The organism is Ktedonobacteraceae bacterium, from assembly GCA_035653615.1.
In the GTDB taxonomy this organism is placed as follows: Bacteria; Chloroflexota; Ktedonobacteria; order Ktedonobacterales; family Ktedonobacteraceae; genus DASRBN01.
This window is the reverse complement of sequence record DASRBN010000025.1, coordinates 51,530-74,496: the sequence shown is the minus strand read 5'-3', so window position 1 is coordinate 74,496 and position 22,967 is coordinate 51,530. Positions and strand designations below refer to the sequence as shown.

The 22,967-nt window shown below is 52.4% G+C and carries 22 protein-coding genes; 15 read left to right on the top strand and 7 right to left on the bottom strand.

The window, feature by feature from the left end; translation table 11 throughout:
• Entirely contained in the window at positions 1–1,539 is a 1,539-nt protein-coding gene (locus VFA09_13015; GenBank protein HZU68190.1) for a diacylglycerol kinase family protein, read from the bottom strand.
• Positions 1,540–1,694: 155 nt separating this feature from the next.
• Here VFA09_13015 and VFA09_13010 point away from each other — a divergent pair, with 155 nt between their 5' ends.
• Entirely contained in the window at positions 1,695–2,660 is a 966-nt protein-coding gene (locus VFA09_13010; protein ID HZU68189.1) for a DMT family transporter, read from the top strand.
• Between the two features lie 66 nt (positions 2,661–2,726).
• Here the strand turns inward: VFA09_13010 and VFA09_13005 are convergent, their stop codons facing one another.
• A complete protein-coding gene (locus VFA09_13005) occupies positions 2,727–4,595 on the bottom strand; it encodes a transketolase (protein ID HZU68188.1) in 1,869 nt (622 codons plus the stop codon).
• A gap of 238 nt (positions 4,596–4,833) precedes the next feature.
• On the opposite strand from VFA09_13005, the gene VFA09_13000 reads away from it, so the two are divergent.
• Together VFA09_13000 and VFA09_12995 are read left to right on the top strand one after the other, a co-directional pair.
• A complete protein-coding gene (locus VFA09_13000; GenBank protein HZU68187.1) occupies positions 4,834–5,301 on the top strand; it encodes an ATP-binding protein in 468 nt (155 codons plus the stop codon).
• 2 nt (positions 5,302–5,303) lie between these two features.
• Entirely contained in the window at positions 5,304–6,035 is a 732-nt protein-coding gene (locus tag VFA09_12995; GenBank protein ID HZU68186.1) for a metallopeptidase family protein, read from the top strand.
• A gap of 26 nt (positions 6,036–6,061) precedes the next feature.
• Here the strand turns inward: VFA09_12995 and VFA09_12990 are convergent, their stop codons facing one another.
• The 5 genes from VFA09_12990 to VFA09_12970 form a co-directional block, all read right to left on the bottom strand.
• Entirely contained in the window at positions 6,062–7,084 is a 1,023-nt protein-coding gene (locus VFA09_12990; GenBank protein HZU68185.1) for a zinc-dependent dehydrogenase, read from the bottom strand.
• A gap of 6 nt (positions 7,085–7,090) precedes the next feature.
• Entirely contained in the window at positions 7,091–7,471 is a 381-nt protein-coding gene (locus VFA09_12985; protein ID HZU68184.1) for a cupin domain-containing protein, read from the bottom strand.
• A 197-nt stretch (positions 7,472–7,668) separates the two neighbouring features.
• Positions 7,669–8,919: a hypothetical protein gene (locus tag VFA09_12980; GenBank protein ID HZU68183.1), complete on the bottom strand. Its 1,251-nt coding sequence runs from the start codon at positions 8,917–8,919 to the stop codon at positions 7,669–7,671.
• A gap of 133 nt (positions 8,920–9,052) precedes the next feature.
• Positions 9,053–10,228: an AI-2E family transporter gene (locus VFA09_12975; GenBank protein HZU68182.1), complete on the bottom strand. Its 1,176-nt coding sequence runs from the start codon at positions 10,226–10,228 to the stop codon at positions 9,053–9,055.
• 80 nt (positions 10,229–10,308) lie between these two features.
• A complete protein-coding gene (locus VFA09_12970; protein HZU68181.1) occupies positions 10,309–10,731 on the bottom strand; it encodes a VOC family protein in 423 nt (140 codons plus the stop codon).
• Between the two features lie 213 nt (positions 10,732–10,944).
• On the opposite strand from VFA09_12970, the gene VFA09_12965 reads away from it, so the two are divergent.
• The 12 genes from VFA09_12965 to VFA09_12910 all read left to right on the top strand — a co-directional run bounded on the left by VFA09_12965 (position 10,945) and on the right by VFA09_12910 (position 22,850).
• Positions 10,945–11,862: an MBL fold metallo-hydrolase gene (locus VFA09_12965; protein HZU68180.1), complete on the top strand. Its 918-nt coding sequence runs from the start codon at positions 10,945–10,947 to the stop codon at positions 11,860–11,862.
• Between the two features lie 128 nt (positions 11,863–11,990).
• Positions 11,991–13,190, top strand: coding sequence for a glycosyltransferase family 1 protein (locus VFA09_12960; GenBank protein ID HZU68179.1), 1,200 nt, complete (start codon positions 11,991–11,993; stop codon positions 13,188–13,190).
• Between the two features lie 50 nt (positions 13,191–13,240).
• Complete coding sequence (locus tag VFA09_12955) at positions 13,241–14,878, top strand: sugar transferase (GenBank protein ID HZU68178.1); 1,638 nt, start codon at positions 13,241–13,243, stop codon at positions 14,876–14,878.
• Positions 14,879–15,009: 131 nt separating this feature from the next.
• Positions 15,010–16,146, top strand: coding sequence for a glycosyltransferase (locus VFA09_12950; GenBank protein ID HZU68177.1), 1,137 nt, complete (start codon positions 15,010–15,012; stop codon positions 16,144–16,146).
• A 28-nt stretch (positions 16,147–16,174) separates the two neighbouring features.
• Complete coding sequence (locus tag VFA09_12945; GenBank protein HZU68176.1) at positions 16,175–16,951, top strand: hypothetical protein; 777 nt, start codon at positions 16,175–16,177, stop codon at positions 16,949–16,951.
• Positions 16,952–17,128: 177 nt separating this feature from the next.
• Positions 17,129–17,836, top strand: coding sequence for a hypothetical protein (locus tag VFA09_12940; GenBank protein ID HZU68175.1), 708 nt, complete (start codon positions 17,129–17,131; stop codon positions 17,834–17,836).
• Between the two features lie 17 nt (positions 17,837–17,853).
• Positions 17,854–18,522: a hypothetical protein gene (locus VFA09_12935; protein ID HZU68174.1), complete on the top strand. Its 669-nt coding sequence runs from the start codon at positions 17,854–17,856 to the stop codon at positions 18,520–18,522.
• A 260-nt stretch (positions 18,523–18,782) separates the two neighbouring features.
• The gene (locus VFA09_12930) at positions 18,783–19,340 is read left to right on the top strand and encodes an RNA polymerase sigma factor (GenBank protein HZU68173.1); all 558 of its coding nucleotides are present in this window, start codon (positions 18,783–18,785) and stop codon (positions 19,338–19,340) included.
• Positions 19,337–20,260, top strand: coding sequence for a zf-HC2 domain-containing protein (locus VFA09_12925; protein HZU68172.1), 924 nt, complete (start codon positions 19,337–19,339; stop codon positions 20,258–20,260). The genes VFA09_12930 and VFA09_12925 overlap by 4 nt, the downstream gene beginning before the upstream one ends.
• 128 nt (positions 20,261–20,388) lie before the next feature.
• The gene (locus tag VFA09_12920; protein ID HZU68171.1) at positions 20,389–21,123 is read left to right on the top strand and encodes a hypothetical protein; all 735 of its coding nucleotides are present in this window, start codon (positions 20,389–20,391) and stop codon (positions 21,121–21,123) included.
• A gap of 2 nt (positions 21,124–21,125) precedes the next feature.
• On the top strand, positions 21,126–21,899 hold the full coding sequence (locus VFA09_12915; protein ID HZU68170.1) for a hypothetical protein: 774 nt from the start codon (positions 21,126–21,128) through the stop codon (positions 21,897–21,899).
• Between the two features lie 57 nt (positions 21,900–21,956).
• Entirely contained in the window at positions 21,957–22,850 is an 894-nt protein-coding gene (locus VFA09_12910) for an ABC transporter ATP-binding protein (GenBank protein ID HZU68169.1), read from the top strand.
• Positions 22,851–22,967 lie beyond the last annotated feature (117 nt).

Here is a 22,967-nt window from a genome sequence, read left to right as displayed (position 1 = left end):
CTACACCACAATTTGTTTCGCGGCAATTACACCGCGCTTACTCTTCTTTCCTTCAACTACGATTTCGGAGCCTTCTTGTAACTCTTGCATTGCAGAAGGGGAGGCCGCCTCACCTGTTTTTCGCAGAACGGTTGTATTTCCATTTACGCGCACGGCTACCGGCCTGGTTTCACCCGTACTCTTTTTCGTCGTGCCACCGGCAATGATATAGGTCTCTTTTTTATCCGCTTCATGCGCAACCCCCACGACGGTGACCTTGCGTCCTTCCTCTATGAGCTTGTTAACACGAGCTTGCATTTGTTGCCGCTCCCATTCGTCAGGCTGGTCATGCTCTTGACCAGAATTTCCAGCTTCTGCTTGCTCTTGCGCGGGCGATTGATCTTCTGAATGAGAAGCTGTTTGCTGCCCACCTGTTTGATCTTCAGATTGTGAAGCGGCATTTCCATGTGGATGCTCAAAAAGAGTATTGTTATATGAGGCAGGAATGGCTACTCGTAAAGCGCGCGGCATAGCATCGAAGCTGTAACTGACCATGATTTGATCGGCATCGTCGAACTGCTTGAATACTTTGCGATCCGATTTGCCCAGGTAGTCTTTCAGTTGAACGGCACTGCCATCCAGTTGCAGGTGAATGGAGGCCGGGACGCTGACGGAGAGGTGCGCGCCGTGGAAGTACTCGGCGGTCAGGTTATCGGGTTTGCGCCTGAGTAAGAGCGAGGTTATCTGCTGTATAGTGGTGAGGGGATCACCGGCAGTGATGACGCAGACATCCAGGATGCCATCATCGATATGGGCACCGGGGGTCATCTCAAGAATACTGGCATATTTGCGCGTATTGCCGATGACGACTTGAAGCGCTTCTCCTTGCCAGACGAGATCATCTTTGCCCTTATCATTGGCAGCGCGAATCTCGACCGGAAATGGATGCTGTTTAGGTAGTTCTTTGGCCGCGGAAAGCCCCACAGCGAGCCGGCCAATCTCATACTTCAAGGGTTTGGAAACATGCTGCATAATATCGGCATCGATCCCCAGACCGGCCATCAGCAAAAAGTGATGACGCCCCCTGGAAGACGCCTTGATCTTGCGCAAAGCTTTAGCATCTCCATTGCTACCATTATTTTGGGCTTCACCTGAAAGCGTAAAGCCCTCAATATCAACATGGCCGATATCAACTTTACGTGCCTGGCTCTCGACAAGTGCGAGCGCAGCCTTGACAGCATCGCCCGGTATGCCAACTTCCGACGCCCAGACGTTCGCTGTACCGCCTGGAATGACACCCACAATGCTATGCTGCCCTTTCGCGTTCATTACCCCATTGACCACCTGATTGACCGTGCCATCGCCGCCATAGGCAATGACGAGATCACGGTTATCTTCCGCGGCTTCCGTGGCTAATTCCAGTGTCTGCCCGCCATATTCTTTGAGTTTGATGTCCGTTTTCATACCGGCGGCGGATAGAATGGCCAGTATGTCTGCCAGTTTTGTGAGATTCTCTCCTGCCCTGGGATTAATGATCAGGCTTGCTTTCTTGCTGCGCATATAACTTCTCCTCGTAGATGATGGTTAACATTCTGTTCAAAAACACGAGGAGGGTAGAGGTAGAGTTTCAAGGGATAGAAAACTTGTTATGAGAAACCCTGATCGTATAAGATACAGTAGACTTACGACTTTGAAAAATATGGAGTGAACTGATTATGCACCTGCGAGGTATTGGATATGCCATAATAGCCTCGTTCATGTTTGGCCTTGGTGCAGTGCTGGCAAAACTTGTAGGCAGTGAAATCGATGCCGCGCTGGTAGCGTTCCTCGACCTCGCCGTCGGAGGGCTACTGCTCACGCTCTGCCTGGCAATCACCAGAACCCCTATCCTTCATCAGATAAGGGGACTGCGGCGAGCGGATTGGATCAACGTTTTTCTGCTCGCGTGTCCTGGCACATCGCTCCCGCTGCTCTTGATCGTTGGCGGCTTTGCGCGTACAAGCGCGCTGGAGGGTGGATTTTTGCTGCAACTGAATGGCGTGGCCGCTCTGATTTTCGCGCTGCTGCTGTTGGGAGAGCGCATTCGTTTGAGGCAAAGCCTTGGTATCCTGCTGCTACTCCTGGGCAGCACACTGGTCGTGCTAAAGGGAACGCAAGGGGGAAATGCGGGAAGCGACTTAGTGGGCGACCTGATGATCGTGGGAGGCACAATTGCTATCGGTTTCGCCTATATCCCCGCGAAACGCCTGACTTCGCGCATCGATACTCTATCGTTGACGGCTATACGCCTGTTCGTGGGAGCCGCTTCCATTTTACCGGTTCTGGTCATCGAGTTTCTCGCTGGCACGCATTCATTCCTCTGGCAGCCCACGCTCGTTACCTTTTGGATCGCACTACCGGTATATATTCTCACGAATTTCTGCCTCGGCTATCTCAGCCAGCAAGAGGGACTGAAGTTGATCAGGGCCTGGGAGGTGGCCACGATTACGCAAACTGTGCCGCTCTTCTCCACAGCTTTTGCCATACTCTTGCTGCACGATTCTATGACACCCATCCAGGTAATAGGAGGACTGGTAGCCATTGCCGGTGGAGTTGTGGTTTCATTAAACAATGAGGCTCCAGCGCCAGCAGTTTTTTCGGAAAAAGAACAATTGCAAGAGGTGCCGGGTAAAGATCGCTAAAGAGCTGTAAAAAAATTCAGACCGCCGCGCGGCGGTCTGAATTTTTTACAGCTCTTTAGCGAGTTGCTACTCTTTATGTGCCAGGACTTTGACGGCCTGCACGATATGGTGGGCGTTGATACCGGCCTCTTCGAGCAATTCATCGGGAGTGCCGGAACCGGGCATGGATTGCACGGCCAGTTTCACCACCCTGGGCAATGGGCCATCATACTGGGCAAACACGTCCAGAACGGCATCGCCGAGTCCACCTTCGGGCCAGTGATCTTCGACAACCACGAGCCTGCCGCCGGTTTCCTCAGCTGCTGCAATAATGGTTTCCTCGTCGAGAGGCTTGACCGAGTAGGCATCGAGGATGCGAACATTGATGCCTTCTTGCTGTAGCTGATCGTAGGCTTTAAGGGCCTCGTGCAGCGTAATTCCGGCGGCAATGACTGTCGCCTCGTCTTTACCAGAAGAGTGAACAACCTTGCTGCCACCGATCGTGAATTCATCATCCGCATTGTAGATGACCGGCGTGGCCTCGCGGGTCGTACGCATGTAGACGATACCATCATGCTCGGCCATCTGCGCGACCAATTGCGCGGTCTGATTGGGATCGCAAGGATAGAGGACGGTGCTGCCATACACGGCTCGCATCATTGCCAGGTCTTCGAGCGCCATCTGCGAAGGGCCATCCTGTCCTATCGAGACGCCGGCATGCGAACCACACAGGCGAATATTGGCGCGCGAGACGGCCGCCATACGGATGAAGTCGTAAGCGCGGGTGAAGAAAGCAGCAAAAGTGGATGCGAACGGAATCTTGTGCCGCACGCTCATACCGACTGCCGCAGCTACCATCTGCTGCTCCGCGATATACTGCTCAAAGAAACGGTCGGGGAAAGCCTTAGCGAATTCATCGGCATGGGTCGAGTTGCTTACTTCGCCATCCAGACCAACCACGTCGGGATAGGCTGCGCCAAGCGCCTGCAACGCGTCGCCATAAGCCTTGCGGGTCGCGACCGGTTTGCTGCTATCGTATTTAGGCAATTCTACCTGCTTTTTGGCAGCTTCAGGAGCGGGTTGGCGATTCTCCGGCTTCTGAACGAGGAAGGTCATGCTGCGGGAATAATTCAGTTCCTTGAGTGCTTCCTGCTCTTGATCCTTATTGAGGGCCTTGCCATGCCATCCATTCTTGTTTTCGAGGAAAGAGACGCCCTTACCCTTGACAGTTTTCGCGATAATGGCCGTGGGCGCATCAGTTGCCTGGATGGCCTGGGCATAGGCATTGTTAATTTCGTCGTAGTTATGGCCGTCGATGACGATGGCATTCCAGCCAAAAGCTTTGGCGCGCGCTTCATACGCGGCGGTATTCCAGCCAAGCTCGGTTTCGCCGCGCTGGCCCAGGCGATTCACGTCGATGATGGCGATAAGGTTGTTCAACTGGTAGTGCGAGGCATGATCGAATGCTTCCCATATCGAACCCTCGGCCATTTCGCTATCGCCGCACAACACCCAGATATGATATGGCAGCTTATCCAGGTACTTGCCGCAGAGCGCGATACCGACGCCAATGGGTAAACCCTGCCCAAGAGAGCCGGTGGCTACATCAACCCAGGGAATGGCAGGGGTTGGATGTCCCTCGAGACGGCTACCGAATTTGCGCAGGGTGAGCAGTTCCTCGTCGGTAATGGCTCCCGCGGCCTTAAACATAGAATAGAGTAGGGGTGAGGCATGCCCTTTTGAAAAAATCAGGTGATCGTTGTTCGGATTTTTCGGGTCTTCGAAGTCATAATGCAGATAGCTGATCATTAAAACGGCCATCAGGTCTGCTGCCGACATGGACGAAGTGGGATGGCCTGAGCCTGCGGTAGTGGTACTACGGATGCTATCTACACGCAATTGCTGGGCGAGGTTTGTCCACTGTTGCACTTTTGATTCTGTTTGAGTCGTTGTCATCTACACACTCCTCTTAAAATTTTAAGGGCGTTGAATGCCGCCCTCGCGCTTCGGGCGTTCAAGCGTTGAAATCAGCTTCGAACGCTCAGTCATACGCCCATTTATTATACGATATTCTCCCTATACTAACGCCTTCAATCCGCTCGTTCCGTTACGCCTTAGCGCGTCTTTCTTTTATTGTAAAATGTAAGCTTGCGAAGGGCAAGCTGATGCTTGCTTCCAGAAGGTACAATAGGGCATGGAATTGATTATCTTCATAGGATTGCAAGCATCTGGTAAGAGCACGTTTTATCACCAGCATTTTGAGACAACGCACATACACGTGAGCAAGGATTTGCTGCACAACAATAAGAAACCTGGTCGCAGGCAAATGCAGCTGGTTGAAGAGGCTCTGAAAGCCGGACAATCGGTCGTGGTGGATAATACCAATCCAACACCCGTGGACCGCGAGCCGCTCATTCGTCTCGGACACGAGTATGGGGCCGAAGTAATCGGCTATTATTTTGAATCCAACACGCGTTCGAGCCTGGAGCGCAATAAGACACGCGAGGGGAAGGCCAGGGTACCGGACGTGGCAATTTACGTCACGGCGAGCAAACTGGCGTCACCTACCTATGCGGAAGGGTTCGATACGTTATATGATGTACATATAGCCGAGAACTCCGGTTTTGAAGTGCGGGCACGGGAAAAGAACGAGGTCCAATAGCTATGCCTGAAATGGAACTCAGTGAAGAAGAACACGACGATGAAGAATTGGACGAGGTAGGCGAAATACCCGCTGATGATGAGCTGCCAGTTCACGAAAAAGACCACCGCTCGCGCTACTTCTTTGCCATAATGTGCTTCCTGATCGCGCTGATCCTGCTGAGCTTCTACCTCAACAACCATTTTGACGTTGGCCCCGGCTTACTGCTGCTCTTCCTGGCGATACTTTCCGGCTACCTGGGAGTTCTCTTCTTCCGGCGTGGCAATACGCACGACCCCAAGGTAGGTTCATGGATGGATAATGAAACTGAGGCACATAACGCGCCCGTAGTTGAGCAGGCACAAGCTGGAGAGATGATGGAAGAGGGTGAAGAGGACGACCAGGTTCCATTTGAGCAACTGGTTGAACAGGCGCTGGCCTCAATCCCTGAAGAGTTTCACGAGCAGATGAAGAACGTGCTGGTACGAGTAGAAAGCGAACCGGACGAAGAGCTATTGCGGCGCGTGGGCGTGAAACACGGCTACACGCTGCTGGGACTCTACGAAGGCGTGCCCTTGACTGCCTATGGTCGCATCGGAGGGCCGGAGATCATCACGATTTACCAGCACCCCATTGAGAGATATTGCCGCTGGAACCCCGACCGTATTCGCGAACAGGTGCGGCGCACGGTATTGCACGAAGTGGCGCACCACTTTGGCATTGATCATGATGAGATGCCGATCTGGGTGAAATAAGAAATTAGCAAAAGCAAAGCGTGTCTTCAAGGTAGAATCACCACTTTCAACGCGTCCCCCGGCCTTGCCACCAGTTGAAACGCCTGGGCAGCATCTTTCAACGGGAAACGATGGGTAATGACCGTTTCCGCTCGAATACGCCCCGTTTTTAGCAATTCCAGGGCTAATCTTGTCTCGTAAGGGCCGGAGGAATAGCTGGTGCGTAACGTGATCTCTTGAAAAAAGAGGGCGTTGGGGGTGATAGGAAGCACCTCGGTAGGCGGCGGCGGCGCGAAGAGCAGTACAGTTCCGCCCGCGCCCGCTAATGCTATCCCTTGCTGCATGGCGCGGATACTGGAAGGTGTCACGATCACAATATCCGGCTTGCGCCCATCGTTCACCTCGTACACTTGATTCATCAGAATACCGGGTTCGGAATCAAAGGCGTAATCGATGCCAACATTCAGGGCATGCTGCCGACGGTAAGGGATGGGATCGACGATGATGACGCGAGACGCGCCACGCTGCTGGGCGAGTTGTGCCAGCAGGATACCATTGCTGCCCGCTCCCAGTACAAGGACGCTGTCTCCCGGTCGAATCATCGCGCGGTCGATACCCCGAATACAGCATGCCAATGGTTCTATCAACGTTGCTGCCTCAAATGAAAGATTGACTGGTAAGGGAAGTACATCAAGCTGGACGTTCTGGGCAGGAACGCGAATATATTCGGCCAGCCCACCGGGATAAAGGCGTGTGGAGCGAAAGGTTGCACATTGTGAATAGGAACCACGCTGGCAATAGTGACAGACCATGCAGGGCACGTGGTGATGGATGAAGACACGCTGGCCGGGAGTGAACTGCTCGACCCCCTCGCCCACCGCTGCTATAACTCCGACAGGCTCATGCCCTGGATAGAGGGGAGCGCGTGGTTTCATGTACCATTCCATCACGTCGCTGGCACAAATGCCGCAGGCCCGCAGTTGTAGGAGCAATTCGCCCGCGCCAACTTCGGGTACGGGTAGTTCGACAAGGCGTATATCCGAATTGCTATGATATTCGACGGCTAACATGGGCCCTTATCGCTTTGCCGGCACAACGCAGAGGAAACCAAATGGGTCCTCGCCAACTGTGAAGAACTGGTGTACCTCGTTGCCGGGAATGTAGACAACATCCCCTGGATGAAGTGCGTATTCTTCGCCACCTGCAAAAAGCCTGGCGCGCCCATGCAGGATATAGACGCCATGGTCGTGTGGATGCTGGTCCAGCGAGGTATGACCACCCGGCTGGACGGCGAAGTAACGCATGTGAAAATTGGGAGCGTTTTCGTCAGCGCCGATGAGTACCTGGCGCGTGGCACGGTCGGCGCCGCTATTTTCCGGCCCATAAGATCGCACCGGCACACCCTGCCAGCGATATTCATCATTTTCCCTGTTGCCAATATAATGGATGATAGCCATGTAAAGCTTCCGATCCTATCCGATTCTCTTCTTGACAGCGCTCGATATTTTCGCTAATGTAGCGCAACCAATAAAATTTGCTATGATTGTAACATAGTTACAGACACCTGGCCCTATCCCTGCATTTCCTAATACATGCACCTGTGGACGAGGACAGGGACAAGCCACTGTCCCTACATCCCTATTTCCCCCAGGGTTCAACTCGTCAGGATAGCAATATAGTTTGCCGGCAGGGTACAACCGCTGTAGAGTTTTAACAGTAAGGTTGGTTGATAGAATACCGTGACTTGCTGGCCCGCGCAGGTCATGACGAGCGTGCGGGCTCCTACTGGCAGGTCCTGGCGCAATGGCTTGGCCTGACCTCGCAAATTGAAAACGCCCATTGGCCACAATTCGCCTTCGGTGACAAAATCCTGCGTCTTAAAGTAGAAGAACGGCACGCCATAGCGCATCGTTGTCTGCACGTCGGTAATCAAGGTCAGGATATGCGAGACTGCTACCTGATAGGGACTGTAGGGATCAATACCGCAGCCGTTGAAGCAGCCTGTGCCCTCCACCACCCAGATATGCTTGCCCAGCGCGCCGCTATTGAGATCGACACCAAATTGCTGCGCCCAGAAGACAAATAACCCGTACAGGCTATTGGTGTACTGGTTGGGATAGCCATTATGCCAGCTGTCGATGAGGCCGATGGCATGCGAGCGCCAACTCCAGTTCCCCCCAGGATGTACCGACGTATTCATGGCATACTGCATTTGATTAAGATAGTTGGCCTGGGCAACAAGTGGCGCGTAATCTATGCCGCCAACATGGGGATCAAGGGAGCCCATCAATACCGGGATATTGGGTTGTACAGCATGTACGAGCCGCTGGCAGAGATCATAGAACCTGGCGAAAGCGTCCGGTGAGACATAGGCGGTCAGAGGCGGGTTGTACTTCATCTGCTCGTTGCCACATTCCACAGCATCCGCGCCACTATGGGCCACATCCTGTAGCGGCTTTGTATCTAACAGATGAGAGGGATTGGGCGACTGGCAGGTTACAAGCAGAACATGGATGCCCTGCGCATGCAGGCCCTGTATTTTTTGCTGGAGCGCGGTTCCACTAACACCCTGGCCGCACGTGGGATAGCCTAAGCGTATCCATGAAAGGCCCGGCATCGTTTGTGGAGGGACGCTATCAATACCGAGTATCTTAGCAGGGTTCGTGGTGGGAGCGAGAGTTGGCACGGCAGTAGGAGTAAGCGTGGGCATGACAGCAGATGTAGCAGTGGGAGGGATGGTCGGTGATGGCACTGTGACTGGCGAAGTAGGCGTTGTGGCCGGAGAGGCCTGCGTTACGCGCGTGGCAGCTACCCGGTATGCAAAGGTAGCGACCAGCAGACTGGCGACGAGTACACCAAGAGCTATAACGAGAGCTTTACTCCTGGATCTCCTGGGTGACTGCATATCTGAACCCCCTTGCTTGCAGCAAACATACAACTTCAGCGGAGATACTTCCACTAAGTACTTTACCACCTGAAATCAAGTGACGGGGATGAATACGGTTGCCGTAGGGACGCACCCGGGTCTTTGTTCCAGATTAGCCAGGTTTTCCCCCTGTATCTCCCGCGTTGGGACTTACCTCGTGCCCTGGTTTGGAGAGATCAAGCTGTTCCTTTGGGAATTGCTCGGGGTGCCTCTCTTTCCAGGCATGCCAGACAGCCAAAAATATTGACTGGATCAGCCCGGTTACAGGCCCAGAGTAGAATGCGCCCAGGATGCCGAAGAGCTGCACGCCGGCAATCAGCGCAACAATGATGAGAATGGGATGAATACCAATGGTATGGCCTACAATGCGTGGCGCCAGTATCTCTCCCTCAAGCGCCTGGCCCAGGATGACAAATCCTAACGTAATGAGACCCGTGATCCACCCATGAGTCAAGCCAAAAAGAACGGCAGTAATAGCTGTGATATAGAAACCAAGCACCGGAATGAATTCCATCACAAAGGCGATGGACCCCAACAGGAAGGGAAATGGAACACCGATGAAGTAGGCGCCAATACCTATGTAGACCCCAAGCACTACACCGAGAATAAACGTTCCGCGAAAGTTCCCACCGATGACCCGCTCTAACGTATCCAGCAGAAAATTCGTGCCGCCGCGTATCTGTACAGGTGTACCTGTGCGCAGCCAATGCACAATGCGCGGCCCGACAAGCAAGAAATAGATACTGAGCAGAACAATGAGGACAATGTCGAGGATGATATCAAAGACATTGCTCAGCAGTGGGATGATATTGCCCAGGATGCCCTGCAATTGAGTAACCAGGTTTTGTTCAAATGAGCGGATCTGATTTTGAGAAATGCCCAGGCGTTGAAGCGTCTTTAACACGGGCTGAATAGGGCCGGCCCCATTAGAGTTGATGATGGCCTGGATATAGTGGATAAATCCCATCACCTGGATAATGATCGTATTGATAAGGTAATAAAGCAGGGCGCCCAGCAAACAGAAGACGATGATATAGACAATCGTCACAGCCCATGGACGTGCTATTTTATGCTCGAGCCAGCGCACGAGAGGATACACGACGGTAGCAATCGTCGCCCCAAGCAGTGCCAGCACAAAAGCGCGAAAAATCTGTCCAATCGCCCAGATGAAGATAGCAGCAAGCGCGAGCCAGGCCAGAATGGTCAGCGAAATGACGAGCCGTTTGACCCAGGTAGTGAGGGATTCATTGCCTTTTAAGATGCCGGGCTCATTAGGGCGAGATAACATGCCAGCATTTTCCTACGCAATATATGTGTTTTATGTCTCCTTAAGGTGTACACGGGCAATATTGAATCTTAGTGACAGCGCTACGCTCTTTTATCCCCCTTGAAAATCCACTGAACACCATATTTATCATAAAACTGTCCATACGTTCCAAATGGCATATCATGCAATTCTTGAAACCTTGACTTTTCTGCTCCTTCGGCCAGCTTGTCAAATACTGCTTTCAGCTCATCATATGCGCCACCAATAACAAAGATTGCGTATGTATTCCCTTGTTTTGGTTCAAATGTAGGAGAAGCCATCCAGTCGGTAGCAGAAAATTCAAGAGCGCCACTTTTGAGATGCGCATTGATCATCCGGTTGTGCTTTTCTGGCGGGAACTGGTCTTTCATCGGAGTATCGCCAAGCCTGGTCAGCGTTAACTCTCCACCAAGACACTGGTGGTAAAAGGTCATTGCCTCTGCACAGTTGCCGTCAAATAACAGAAATGGCGTACAATGTAACATATCTTTTCACCTCCTGGTTGAACGATGCCACGCTCTTTAAAAGACGAGAGCCAGCACATTTTCCACTTCTCCTGAGAAGTATACCAGATGTGATAGCGAACTCTTACTAAGGTGCGCCTGCAATCTGGAATGGAAGCGAGGATGTGATAAAGTAGGGAAAATATGCAAAGAACCATGCAGACCTGCACTCATACAGCTAGAAGTTGGTAAAAAATGGGAGTACAACTCATACAATTGCACGAAAACGTCTGGGTTATTCAAGGCGGAGCCAATATTGGTGTCATTGTTCGCGACGGACGCTGCCTCGTCATCGATAGCGGCATGGATAAGGATGCTGGCCGCGATATCTTGAATCAATTGAAGAGGCTCAATCTTACGCCCACCGCTCTACTGGTGACACACGCGCACGCTGACCACTTCGGAGGCGCGCACTACCTGGTGCGGCAGACCGGGCTCAAAGTCTATGCCACTCGTGTGGAAGCCTCAGTAATGGCCGGGCCAATCCTGGAGCCGCTCTATCTCTTCAGCGGCGCGCAGCCACCGCGCGAACTTCAACATAAATTCCTGCTCGCCAAACCTTGCCCTGCCGATGTCATCCTTGCCGGCAACGAACAGGTAGTGGATGATATTCCCGTAGAGGTGATCTCTTTACCGGGGCATAGCACCGAACAGGTAGGCGTAGCTTTCGGCGAAACACTGTTCACCGGCGATGCCTTTCTCATACCTGAGATTCTCGATAAGCATCGTATCCCCTTTTATACAGATGTACAGGCAGGACTTATGACCCTGGCCACGCTGAAAACGCGTGTAGAATCGTTTAAGCAAATAGTTGCAGGACACGGTGCCATCGCCACATCTGCCGGGCAAGCCAATCACGCCATCGACTACATGGCCGCTCGCCTGGAAGCCATTCTCGATCAGATACGCTTCGCCTTGAGCAATGGAGATGCCCGTACAGGGGCCGCTATCTTGAGTTCTGTTGCTACTGCTCTTGGGGCTGAAATCAGCACTCTGTCACAGTACGTGTTATATAACACAACGCTGCAATCAGCTTTGAGTACACTGTATACCGCCAATGAAATCGCCCCGGTCTTCCAGGAGAACCAGCTTTTATGGCGACGTTTACAATGACACGTACAGTAAAAAGAGGGTTGCGCAAACGGTTTCATTCCGGTAGATAAGCACATAACTGAAGGGCATAGCGCTGTTACCAAGCGAATTATAGGGACGTTATACAGCCATGAGGAGACAAGTCAGACATGCGCATCGGTATTAACGCTCAATTGCTATCTTTCAGCGAGAACTATCGTAACGGTGGTATCAGCCGCTACATCCGTTCGCTGTTGATAGAGTTGGCGCGGCAGCCTGGCGAGCATGAATATACTGTTTTTGTCAACGGGCAGGCGGTGGTAGAGCGTTTGAAAGAGCTGGCCGCTCACCCCCAGATTACCTACATTCCTGTAGCATGGCCCGAATCAAAGCCGGTAGCACGAGTGGCATGGGAACAATTTACCCTTCCATCAATCCTTCGCCAGAAGCGCATCGATGTCCTGCATTCGCCGGCTAACGTTTTGCCTGAATTCTTGCCACAGAGCTGCGCCGGTGTCGTGACCCTGCATGACCTGGCATTTTTACGCTTTCCAGAGGTGCTAACCCGTTCAAAGCGGGCGTACCATCGTACATTTACCATACGCAGCCTGCAACGCGCGACGAAGATTATCGCCAATTCAAATAGTACCCGGCAAGACGCCATCGAACTGGCAGGCATTGCGGCAGCGAAAATAGCAACCGTCTATATATGCATCGATAGACGTTTTTCCGGCGTTCTACTAGAAGAGGAAGAGATACAGGCCTTTCGCCAGAAGCAGGGACTGGCAGATGGATTTCTCCTGTATCTTGGTACGCTTGAGCCGCGTAAAAACCTTGTAACCCTGCTCAAAGCGTATGCGCTGATGCGTAAAGAGTCAACGCGCACGGAGAAACTGGTGCTGGCAGGCGCAAAGGGCTGGCTCTATGATGCTATTTTCGCCAAAGTACGCGAGCTTGGATTAGAGACGGAGGTGCTTTTCCCCGGCTTCGTCGCGGATGCCGACCAGCTGCTCTGGTATAGCTCTGCATCGGCTTTTGTGTATCCCTCGCTGTACGAGGGATTTGGTATGCCGGTCGCGGAAGCCCTGGCATGCGGCGTTCCGGTGGTCACTTCGAATGTCTCGAGCTTACCGGAAGCAGGAGCGGGCCTGGCCTTGACAGTCGATCCGCACGATGTAGAGGCTATGAGTAAGGCTCTGTATGCCGCCTTAACCGATACGTCTCTTCGCCTGCGCTGCCGGGAGCAAGCGGCTTCGATTGCGCGGCGATTCTCTGCGCAGGCGATGGTGGAGCAGACCATCAACGTATATGAACAGGCATACGCGGCAAGTCATAAGCTTGCGGCAAGGTCTGATACAACCGCCAGATGACAAACTGGCTACGTTATTCGTTACAAGTAACAAAGGGAATGACCGGAGCAGTGAAGCAAAGTGAATTATCACACATAACCGGTATCGATAGAGATACAGATAAGACAGGGACATTCGAAATGGTGGGAAGCGCGGGCACAGAAACCGGTACAAGTGGCGCGACAGGGCCTATCACCAAAGCCATCTCCCAGCGGCGTTCGCACCGCAGGCAATGGCGCATCTTCGAATGCGTAGCCATGCTTATCCTCGACGCGGTATTGATAGACGTTGCGTTTCGTCTTGCTCACTACCTGCGCTATTATGTGTTGTTCAATAGTCCTGTCCTTTCCAGTATACGCAATAATCTGTCCAGGATCGATAATCCATCAACACACAGCACATTGACCAGCGCAGATCAGTATACGAAACTCAGCAGCTATTTCGGGCTTGAGGTAGGCATTGTCATTGGCCTGATCTTAATTTTTGCCATACGCGGATTGTATGGCATTCGTCTGACCGGCACCTGGTTCAAACAAGTATGGAATGTCATCACTTCTGCTACGCTCGGCCTGGCCTTTTTGATCACCTACTATTTTGTCTTTCAACCAGCCGCAAACTCCCGCCTGCTGATGCTGTTCGTCTGGGCAGTAGCTATTCTCATCTTATGCCTGGCAAGGTTGATTGTCTCGGTCACCATGGGTCTGCTTTACCGGCTCGGCCTGGGCGAAACACGCCTGCTTGTCGTTGGATCGGGACGATTGGGCAAGATGATCATGCAGCATATCGCGGCCAACCCCAGCCTGGGCTACTCCATCATCGGCTTCTTGAATGATTTGAATGAGCCGCCAGGAGACTTCGGGCGCTTCAAGATGCTGGGCACATTGGATGATCTCGGCATGGTCATCCGTTCAATGCAGGTTGACGAAGTGATCATCGCGCTGCCAGCCAACCTGCACCAGCAGTCAATCCGTAGCGTCCGTCTTTGCGAGCGCCTCGGTACATCATTCAAACTCGTGCCCGATCTTTACGAGCTAAGTCTTTCCCGCATCGATATGGAGGCCATCGAGGGCATCCCGCTGCTGGGAATACGCCAGGAGTCGATCAATTCTCTTCAGAGCGCCGTCACGCGCACGGTTGATATTGTGATATCGGTGCTGATACTGACGCTGGGATTGCCTCTATGGCTCTGTATTGCGCTGGCAATACGGCTCAGTTCTGCTGGAGAAGTGATTTACAGGCAAACGCGTATAGGAAAGAATGGGCGGCCTTTCAAAGTATATAAATTCCGCTCCATGTATAAAGACGCTGACCGTGTGTTGTCCGATCTACTGATGTACAATGAAGCCCAGGGGCCGCTCTTTAAAATGAGGGATGATCCTCGCATTACGCCGGTCGGGAAATTCCTGCGCCGCACGAGCTTTGACGAAATCCCACAGTTGATCAATGTCATTCGAGGCGAGATGAGCCTGGTCGGGCCGAGACCCCCTTTGCCCCAGGAGGTAGCACAGTACGAAGAATGGCAAAAGGGCCGGTTGGCCGTCAAACCGGGCATGACCGGCTTATGGCAAGTGCGAGGCCGTAGCGACCTGACTTTTGACGAAGGCGTGTTGATGGACCTCTATTATATTGAAAACTGGTCGTTACGCCTGTATTTCCAGATTCTGTTACGTACCATACCGGCTGTCCTCAGGCGCCGGGGAGCGTATTAATGGTTTTTACCAACGTATTCCGGCAATGGATGCGGGGCCGATTCATCGCGCTGTTGCTGGTTTATTTTGTTAAGCCGCATAATACAGTGTAACTTGTTCAAGTGCATAAAAATAAGACATGAGTGAGTAAAATGAAAGTAGCCCTGGTGCATGATTATTTAAATCAGATGGGCGGTGCTGAACGCGTTGTTCTGGCTTTTCACGAGTTATTTCCGAATGCGCCCCTTTACACGTCGATTTATGATCCCCGGCGGGTCGATCCGGCTTTCCAGAAAATAGATATACGCACCTCTTTTATGCAAAAGATGCCGCTGGTCAAAAAGCACCACCAGCCGTTCTTACCTTTTTATCCTTTCGCCATGGAGCGACTCGACCTGCGCGGCTATGATCTCGTCTTGAGCAGTTCAAGCGCCTTCGGTAAAGGGGTGATTACCAAACCGGAAACCATACATATCTGCTACTGTCATACACCCATGCGCTGGTGCTGGAATTACGATGAATATATCGAACGGGAACAATTGGGCAAAGTGGCACGCAGTATCTTGCCATTCCTCATTACCAGCATGCGTGTCTGGGATCAGGCCAGCTCGATGCGGGTCGATCATTTTATTGCCAACTCGCCCGCCGTGGCACAACGCATCGCAAAGTACTACCGGCGCGATGCAGTCGTTATTCCGCCCCCTGTAGAGGTGAGCAGATTTATCTTCGACCCCACGATACAGCCGGAAGATTACTTCCTGATCGTCAGCCGCTTCATGCCCTACAAGCGTATCGACCTTGCAATTCAAGCATGCAATCAGCTACAATTGCCACTGGTGATCATCGGCAAAGGACGTGATGAACCCCGCTTGAAGAGAATGGCAGGACCCACGATTCGTTTCCTGGGCAGCCTCTCAGATGCAGAGGTGTTGCACTACTACGCGCGCTGTCGCGCGCTTCTCCTACCGGGAGAAGAGGACTTTGGGATCACGCCATTAGAGGCGCAAGCTTCCGGTCGGCCCGTCATCGCTTATGGCGCTGGCGGCGCTCTGGCTTCGATCATCGATGGGGTGACCGGCACATTCTTCGATGAACAAACCGTAGAGAGCCTGGCAAGCGCCCTCTCTTCATTCGACGAACGACAATTTGATCCACAGACCATTCGTAATCATGCGCTCGAATTTGATAAGCCGCGCTTCCATCGCCGCATCCTTCAGTTCATTGAAGCGAAAATGAGCGAGGGAAAGCCGACATCACTGCGCACTCCAACCAACGAACTGGTACGATGAAAATACAGACGAAAGAGCAGGAGAGACTGTGGAATTACGGACCTACTGGACGATAATCTGGCGGCGCATCTGGCTGGTAGCGCTGATCGTAATAGTGGTCGGATTATTCGCCGCTTACCAATACTATCACCTGAGAAAAACTCCAGGAGCTTTGAAAGCATATAGCTCGAGTATCACGCTGCAAATCGGCCTGCAAAATACGCAGAATAACAATAATAACGCTGAAAGCATTGACGTCGTTTCGGAGAATCTGGCCGATTCACTCGCTACCGGCCCCATTCTGACCTCACATGAATTTGATACGGATGTTTCTAACCAGATTGGGCAGGACATGGCCGAGATCACGCAGCGCTATGGCAACAATCCCGACCTTGGCGATTGGCAAAACGCTGGAGCTATTGGAGGAGCATTGAACGCAGTACGCGTTCATAGCCTGGTAACTGTCACCGCAACATGGAGTACATTACCGGGCGCGTGGGCTATAGCGAACGCGGTCGGTGAAGTGAGCGCCTCCAGAATCGGCGTGTACCTTGCCGGGGATTCCGCCCAGCCACCAGCTACTGCTTACATCGTCAGTCATGCAACAGACCCGGCCACCGTTCCAGGAACATCTGCAAACAGGGTGACGCTGCTGATACTACTGGTGCTGGTAGCTTTGATTGTTGGTATCGCGCTGGCTTTCCTGCTCGATTATCTTGATGATCGTATTCGCACTAAAGATGAGGTGGCACACCTGCTTGAACTACCTGTTTTTGCCGAAGTGCCGCGCGCCCCAACACCGGGACGCTCCGTTACGAAGCGATAAACACCGCCGGAATATTCATCCTGATGATTTCTAGTGGGTCATCCTGTAGGGACAGTGCCGCGCTCCTGTCCTGGTCGGGATACGGGCACAGGGACAAGCCGCTGTCCCTACAGGCGAAACCTGGATAGACAAGCCGCTGTCCCTACAGAAATGAACTACAATGGAGGACTTTGCCTCGTGGGGAATAATGCAAAAGAACAGCACGCGCTGCTCACAGATTATGATACAAATACTGCTTATAGTGAAGCTTTTCATACACTGTTCGCGAATATTCGCTTTCACTGGAATAACGAAAAGACAGAACAGTTCCTTGTTCGCAATGTGCATACATTACTGATCGCCACACCCTCAAATTACAGCGAGCAGGCTTCAGTAGCCGCAAACCTGGCAATTGTCGCCGCTCAAAGTGGCACTCCAACCATCCTGGTGGATACCGATGTGCGGAGACCACAACTGGAAAAGCGCTTCGGACTCGGGCAGCATTCCGGATTGAGCGATTTATTACAAGAAGACGAACCGGTCACTGCCGAGCGAATCAGCGCCTGTTTGCAAACAACATACGTGTCTGGCTTGAAGCTTATCGGAGCGGGCACATCAACTGAAAAAGGTTCGTCGCTCCTACTTTCGCCGAGACTCCAGGATGTAGTATTATGTGTTTGCAACGTTCTGGCCAGGGAAACGGAAGAAAGCCGGCCAGGCATCGTTATTTTTCATAGCGCGCCAGTACTAGCCGGCGCTGATGCCTCATTAATCGGGGCACTCGTCGAACAGACTTTGTTGACAATTGTAATCGGTAACACAACTCGCGCTCAGGCAAAACAGGCACAGGAGCAACTCCAGCAAGCCCAGGCCAGGCTGTCTGGAATCGTCATGCTGAAACCATAAAAGGAGAGGGTTAGAATATGCCAGGCCGAGAGAGTCAGGGCAATGACTCCTGGGATCGATTTTCTAGCGGACCGCTTGCCGCGACAAATGGAACCGGTAAGCAACGAGCCATTCCTCGTCGCCCTTCCAACATGCCCCGTGTAGACCGTCCGCCCCGGACACCTCGTGTGGGCAGACCGCAGCGTGAAACCCCGCGTCCCAAAAGAGGGCGACGCCTGCTCGTACTTTTGCTGGTATTTGTTATATGTGGAGTGCTGGCAGCGATCATTGGCGCTGCGGCTGTTTTCTATTTTACGAGCATAGGGGTCAGTTCAGGAGCCGCGAGTACGGCTTCTGATTTTCTCAACAGCCTTGCCACCCAGGACTACAACCAGGCATACAAAGATCTTGACGCCACTATCACACTACAGATAGCACCTGATGATTTTGTTGCTCAAGCTAAACAAGAAGATACCTGTTATGGCGCTGTGACAACATACTCAGAAGTAAATGGCAGCGCGACAACGTCGCCGGACAATCTTACGCAGAGTTTCACCTACACCGTCACACGTTCAAAAGGCAAGTCCTACCAGCTACACTTGACGCTACACAAAGACAACTACGGGAACTGGTACATCACCTACTATGGTGGCATTAACGGCGGCGGCAATAACCTGGCACCGGGTCTACCCACCTGTAATAGCTAATATAAACATACGAGGGAATAGAGAACGCTCTTTTCACACGCTCTAATGAGCGTTCTCTTTCTCCGCTTGCTCAATTCGGCAACCTTTTTTCACCCATTCCAACTTTCCCCATACATGAAGCGTAATCCCTGTGAACTCTCTGGCCGCGAATTGCTACTAATACCATAGAAGAAAAAAGTAGGGGACAATGAGATCGATACAGAAAGCGACGCGACGTGTTTCACACTACCGTACAAGAGACCGACTGGATGGATATGAGCATGCAGCCAGTCGCCGATGATAGACAACTCTTGAGGGATATCGCAGCAGGTAGCAGGCAAGCGCTCTCGGAGCTTTATACGCGCTACCAGCGTCCTCTCTTCAATTATTTGCTGCAACTCACACCCGATTATGGGCTGGCGGAAGAGTTGCTCCAGGACACACTGGTGGCCATCTGGAAAAGCGCGCACAGCTTTGAAGAGAGATCAAGCGTGCAGACGTGGCTGATCGGCATTGCTCGCCGGCAGGCGCATAACACACTGCGCCAGCGCAAAATCCCGCTTACCTACGAGTCAGAGATGGAAACAATGGCGGATATCGAACCGGAATCGGGAGATTTTACGCTCGCTACTATCGCTCGCGAAGAACTGGCCGCGGCTTTCAAGCAGCTTGCTCCAGTCCATCGCGAAATCCTGGCGCTGATTTTCGTACACGAACTGTCTTATGCGGAGGCGGCCACTATTCTAGGAGTACCGGTCGGCACAGTCAAGAGCCGCCTGAGTAATGCCAGGCGCGCGCTGCGGTCACTACTCGACGCGAGAGAGGAGTTGAAAAAATGATGTTCCAGTTTCCACAGGATCGCGAACATGTAGTCGATCTGCTGCCAGCATATATTAGTGGCAACCTTGATGCGGCAAGCGCCATTCTTGTACGCGACCACTTACCGGAGTGCGAAGCATGTCGGCTCGAACTGGCAAGCTGGGAGGCAATCCGCGACGCGGCTCAATTGGCTATGGTATCCGCGCCGCTTCCTTCCGCACAAATCTTGGATCAGGTCTGGACAAGAATTGATACATCGCCGGCTCCAGAAGTCGTAACACGGAGATGGTTACCTGGTTACCTGATGGCTCACCTCTGGCTCGTCTTCAGGAAACAGATCGGCATCATTCATAAAAGCATCTGGATCGTCTCGGCCATGGTAATGGCTTTTGGCTGCATCCTGATATTCGCCGCCACTGCAGGCAATCACAACCATATACACGAGGCCCAATTATTGCTGGCGCTCTTCGCCTCTGTAATCGGTGCATCTGGCGTTGCCTTTATCTATGGAGCGGAAAATGATGCTGGCTTTGAATTGACGCTCTCGACTCCAACATCTATTCGCATCGTGATGATCTGCCGCATGATCCTGGTTGTTGGCTATGACTTACTGCTCTCCGCGCTTGCATCAACTATCCTGGCCCTTTCTTATGGTGGTGGCCCCTGGGAAATCATTCAACTCTGGCTGGGGCCAATGCTGCTCCTGGCTTCCATCAGCCTGGTGCTCTCAATGATGGTTGGGTCTGTCATCGGCCTGCTGTTCTCACTTATTCTGGAGGCAACACAGGCCTTGCCCACAAATATCGAGCAGGGCTTGCTAGGACTGCAACTCGCCCACCCCAACCTGTGGCAAACCAATCCCGTCATCTTGTTGCTGGCTGTACTCTTCTTTGTGTTTGCCATACTCTATGCGCCGCGCCAACCAAGATTATCGGGTTAGTAGCAATAGTTCGCCCAGGGACGAGGGACCAGATACTACTGCTCATCAGATCAGCGCAAAGTACGAGCCGTGCTCGAAAAGAATTGAGCATCAAAAATCACATACGAATTTACATAGATGGAGGCAAAATGTATCTTGATCGATTGTCTTATGAATTAAAACTGATGGGTAAGCGGGTCATCCTGACCCCCATTCTGGTGATGCTTGGCTTTGCCCTCATAGCAGTGTTCCTGCACGCCAGAGCGGTAGACCCATCCCGTACATTGTCGGCAAGCCTCGAAATAATCATACCCCTGGCGGCGGGTATAGTTGTAGCAACGATCACCAGCCAGGATAATGCCATAGAATTACAGCTTACCATGCCTAAAAAGTACGATAGAACAGTTTTGCGCCGGTTTCTCATTATCTTTGGCTGGACCGCATGCATAGCCTTGCTTTCGGGCATCATCTTCTACACACTCAATCTCAAGTTCATACCGCTATCGTCACCATCAGAACCGGTGATTTTGCAGTTGCTCACGCAGGTACTCACCTGGCTTGCGCCCATGCTCTGGCTGATCAGTATCGGAATATGCCTGGCTTTGCTGTTGCGCAGTCGTCCGGCCAGCAGCGCATTGATAGGCGGCATCTGGATTTTTGAAATCATCTTCAAAGATTATATTGCCGCTACCAACTGGCTGCACCCGGTATTTCTCTTCCCAACAACGCTGATACCGCTGGTGGGAATCATTCCCCAGGCCTATTTCAACATCTGGTTGACAACCCGCCTGGAGTTAATTGGAACTGCGCTCGCAGTTCTGTGTATCAGCTGGCTGCTGCTGCGCAATCCCGAGAGTTTACTGAAAACAGCGAGTGAGGAATAATCATGAACCAGTTAGCACTATTCTCCGGCATTTTTAGCTATGAGTTTCGCATGCAGTTCCGGCGGCTTGCGCTCTGGATAACGTTTTTTGGCATCGCGGCATTGCTGTTACTGCGCGGTGGATTCCGTTTCCTTCTGGTCTTCGCACTGAACCAGCCGCTGCTCCCCCTCGTCGCCGAGTGGGCTCGCAGCTTGAATTTTCTGCTGCCCATCGCGGCAGGAGTCCTATTAGCCGACCGCCTGGCACGAGACCGCAAGACGCGAGTCGACGAACTCTTTACCTCTGCGCCAGGCGCTTTAAGCATACGCCTGGCCGGGAAATATGCCGGTAGTACGCTTGCTACTCTCATACCCATTTTCTTGTTCTTCAGTATTGGCGCAGGCTCAATTCTCTATCAGACCCATAACTTGTTAACGATACCCTATGCCCTTGAAGCCTTCGCGACAATCATATTGCCCGGAATACTGTTTGTCAGCGCATTTTCGATAGCCTGCCCGTTCCTGCTCTGGGTACCGCTCTACCAGTTTCTCTTCGTCGGCTACTGGTTCTGGGGTAACATCCTGAATCCAGGAAGTGGTATTCCTACGTTAAGTGGAACCCTTTTGACGCCGGTGGGAGGATACATGGCATCCGCCTTCTTTGGGGATAACGATCAACTCATCCAGAATGCTACAATTACGCAGGGGGTGGAAAGCCTCTCGCTTCTACTCGGTATCGCACTGCTCGTAATGGTTGTACTCTGGTGGTTGATGAGATGGGAGCAGGCGCGACAATGACGATTTTTAGACGGAGAAAATCTTTAATGTGACACGATTTAAGGAGGATTTTTCATTATGAACATCGAAATCAATAATTTGAGCAAAGTTTACCGTGGCGGAGTCCAGGCCCTTAATGCAATAGATATGACCATTCCAGGCGGCATGTTCGGACTTCTGGGTCCAAATGGCGCGGGCAAAACAACATTGATGCGCATCCTGGCCGGTATCCTACGCCCAACCGCTGGCAGCGTCCAGATTGGTGAATACGATATCAGCACCGAGCGCGGGCGCACCGCGGTCAAACGCATGCTGGGCTATCTGCCCCAGGACCTCGGCATGTACCCGGACCTGAGCGCCCGCGAATTTCTCGACTACGTGGGCATTCTCAAGGGGATGGACAATCGCGGGATTCGCCGCCAGCGTGTCGAAGAGCTGCTTGAACTTGTCTCGCTTTCTAACGTTGCCAATCGCAAGCTCAAAACCTATTCCGGCGGCATGAAACGCCGCATCGGAATTGCGCAGGCGCTGCTCAATGATCCCAAACTCTTGATCGTCGATGAGCCAACCGCGGGACTCGATCCCGAGGAGCGCATTCGTTTCCGCAACCTGCTTTCGGAACTGGGTGGAGATCGTACCGTACTACTTTCAACACACATCGTCGAGGATATCGCGCAGACCTGCCGCAACCTCGCCATTATGAAGAGCGGCAAGGTAGTTTTTCAGGGTACGACGGCAGAACTGGTTGGGGAAACACGCGGTAAGGTCTGGATTATCACCACGCAAGGCATCAAGCCGGAAGGAAACTTCACCGTTGTTTCCACCCTCAATATGGGCAGCACTATTCAATATCGTGTCGTCGGCGAGCTTTCTCCGCGTGCGGGAGCAATACCGGTAGAGCCAAGCCTGGAGGATGGCTACGTCTGGCTTATGCGCGAACAGCGCACCTCAAATATATCGCTGATTTCATGACACGTGCTTATCACATCAGGGATAAATGGGAAAATGGTAGCAAGCTCTTGAGTAATTCAGCATCCTTATGCTAGACTACTCATACTGCAATAACGCGGTAATTCCCATTGGAGTCGC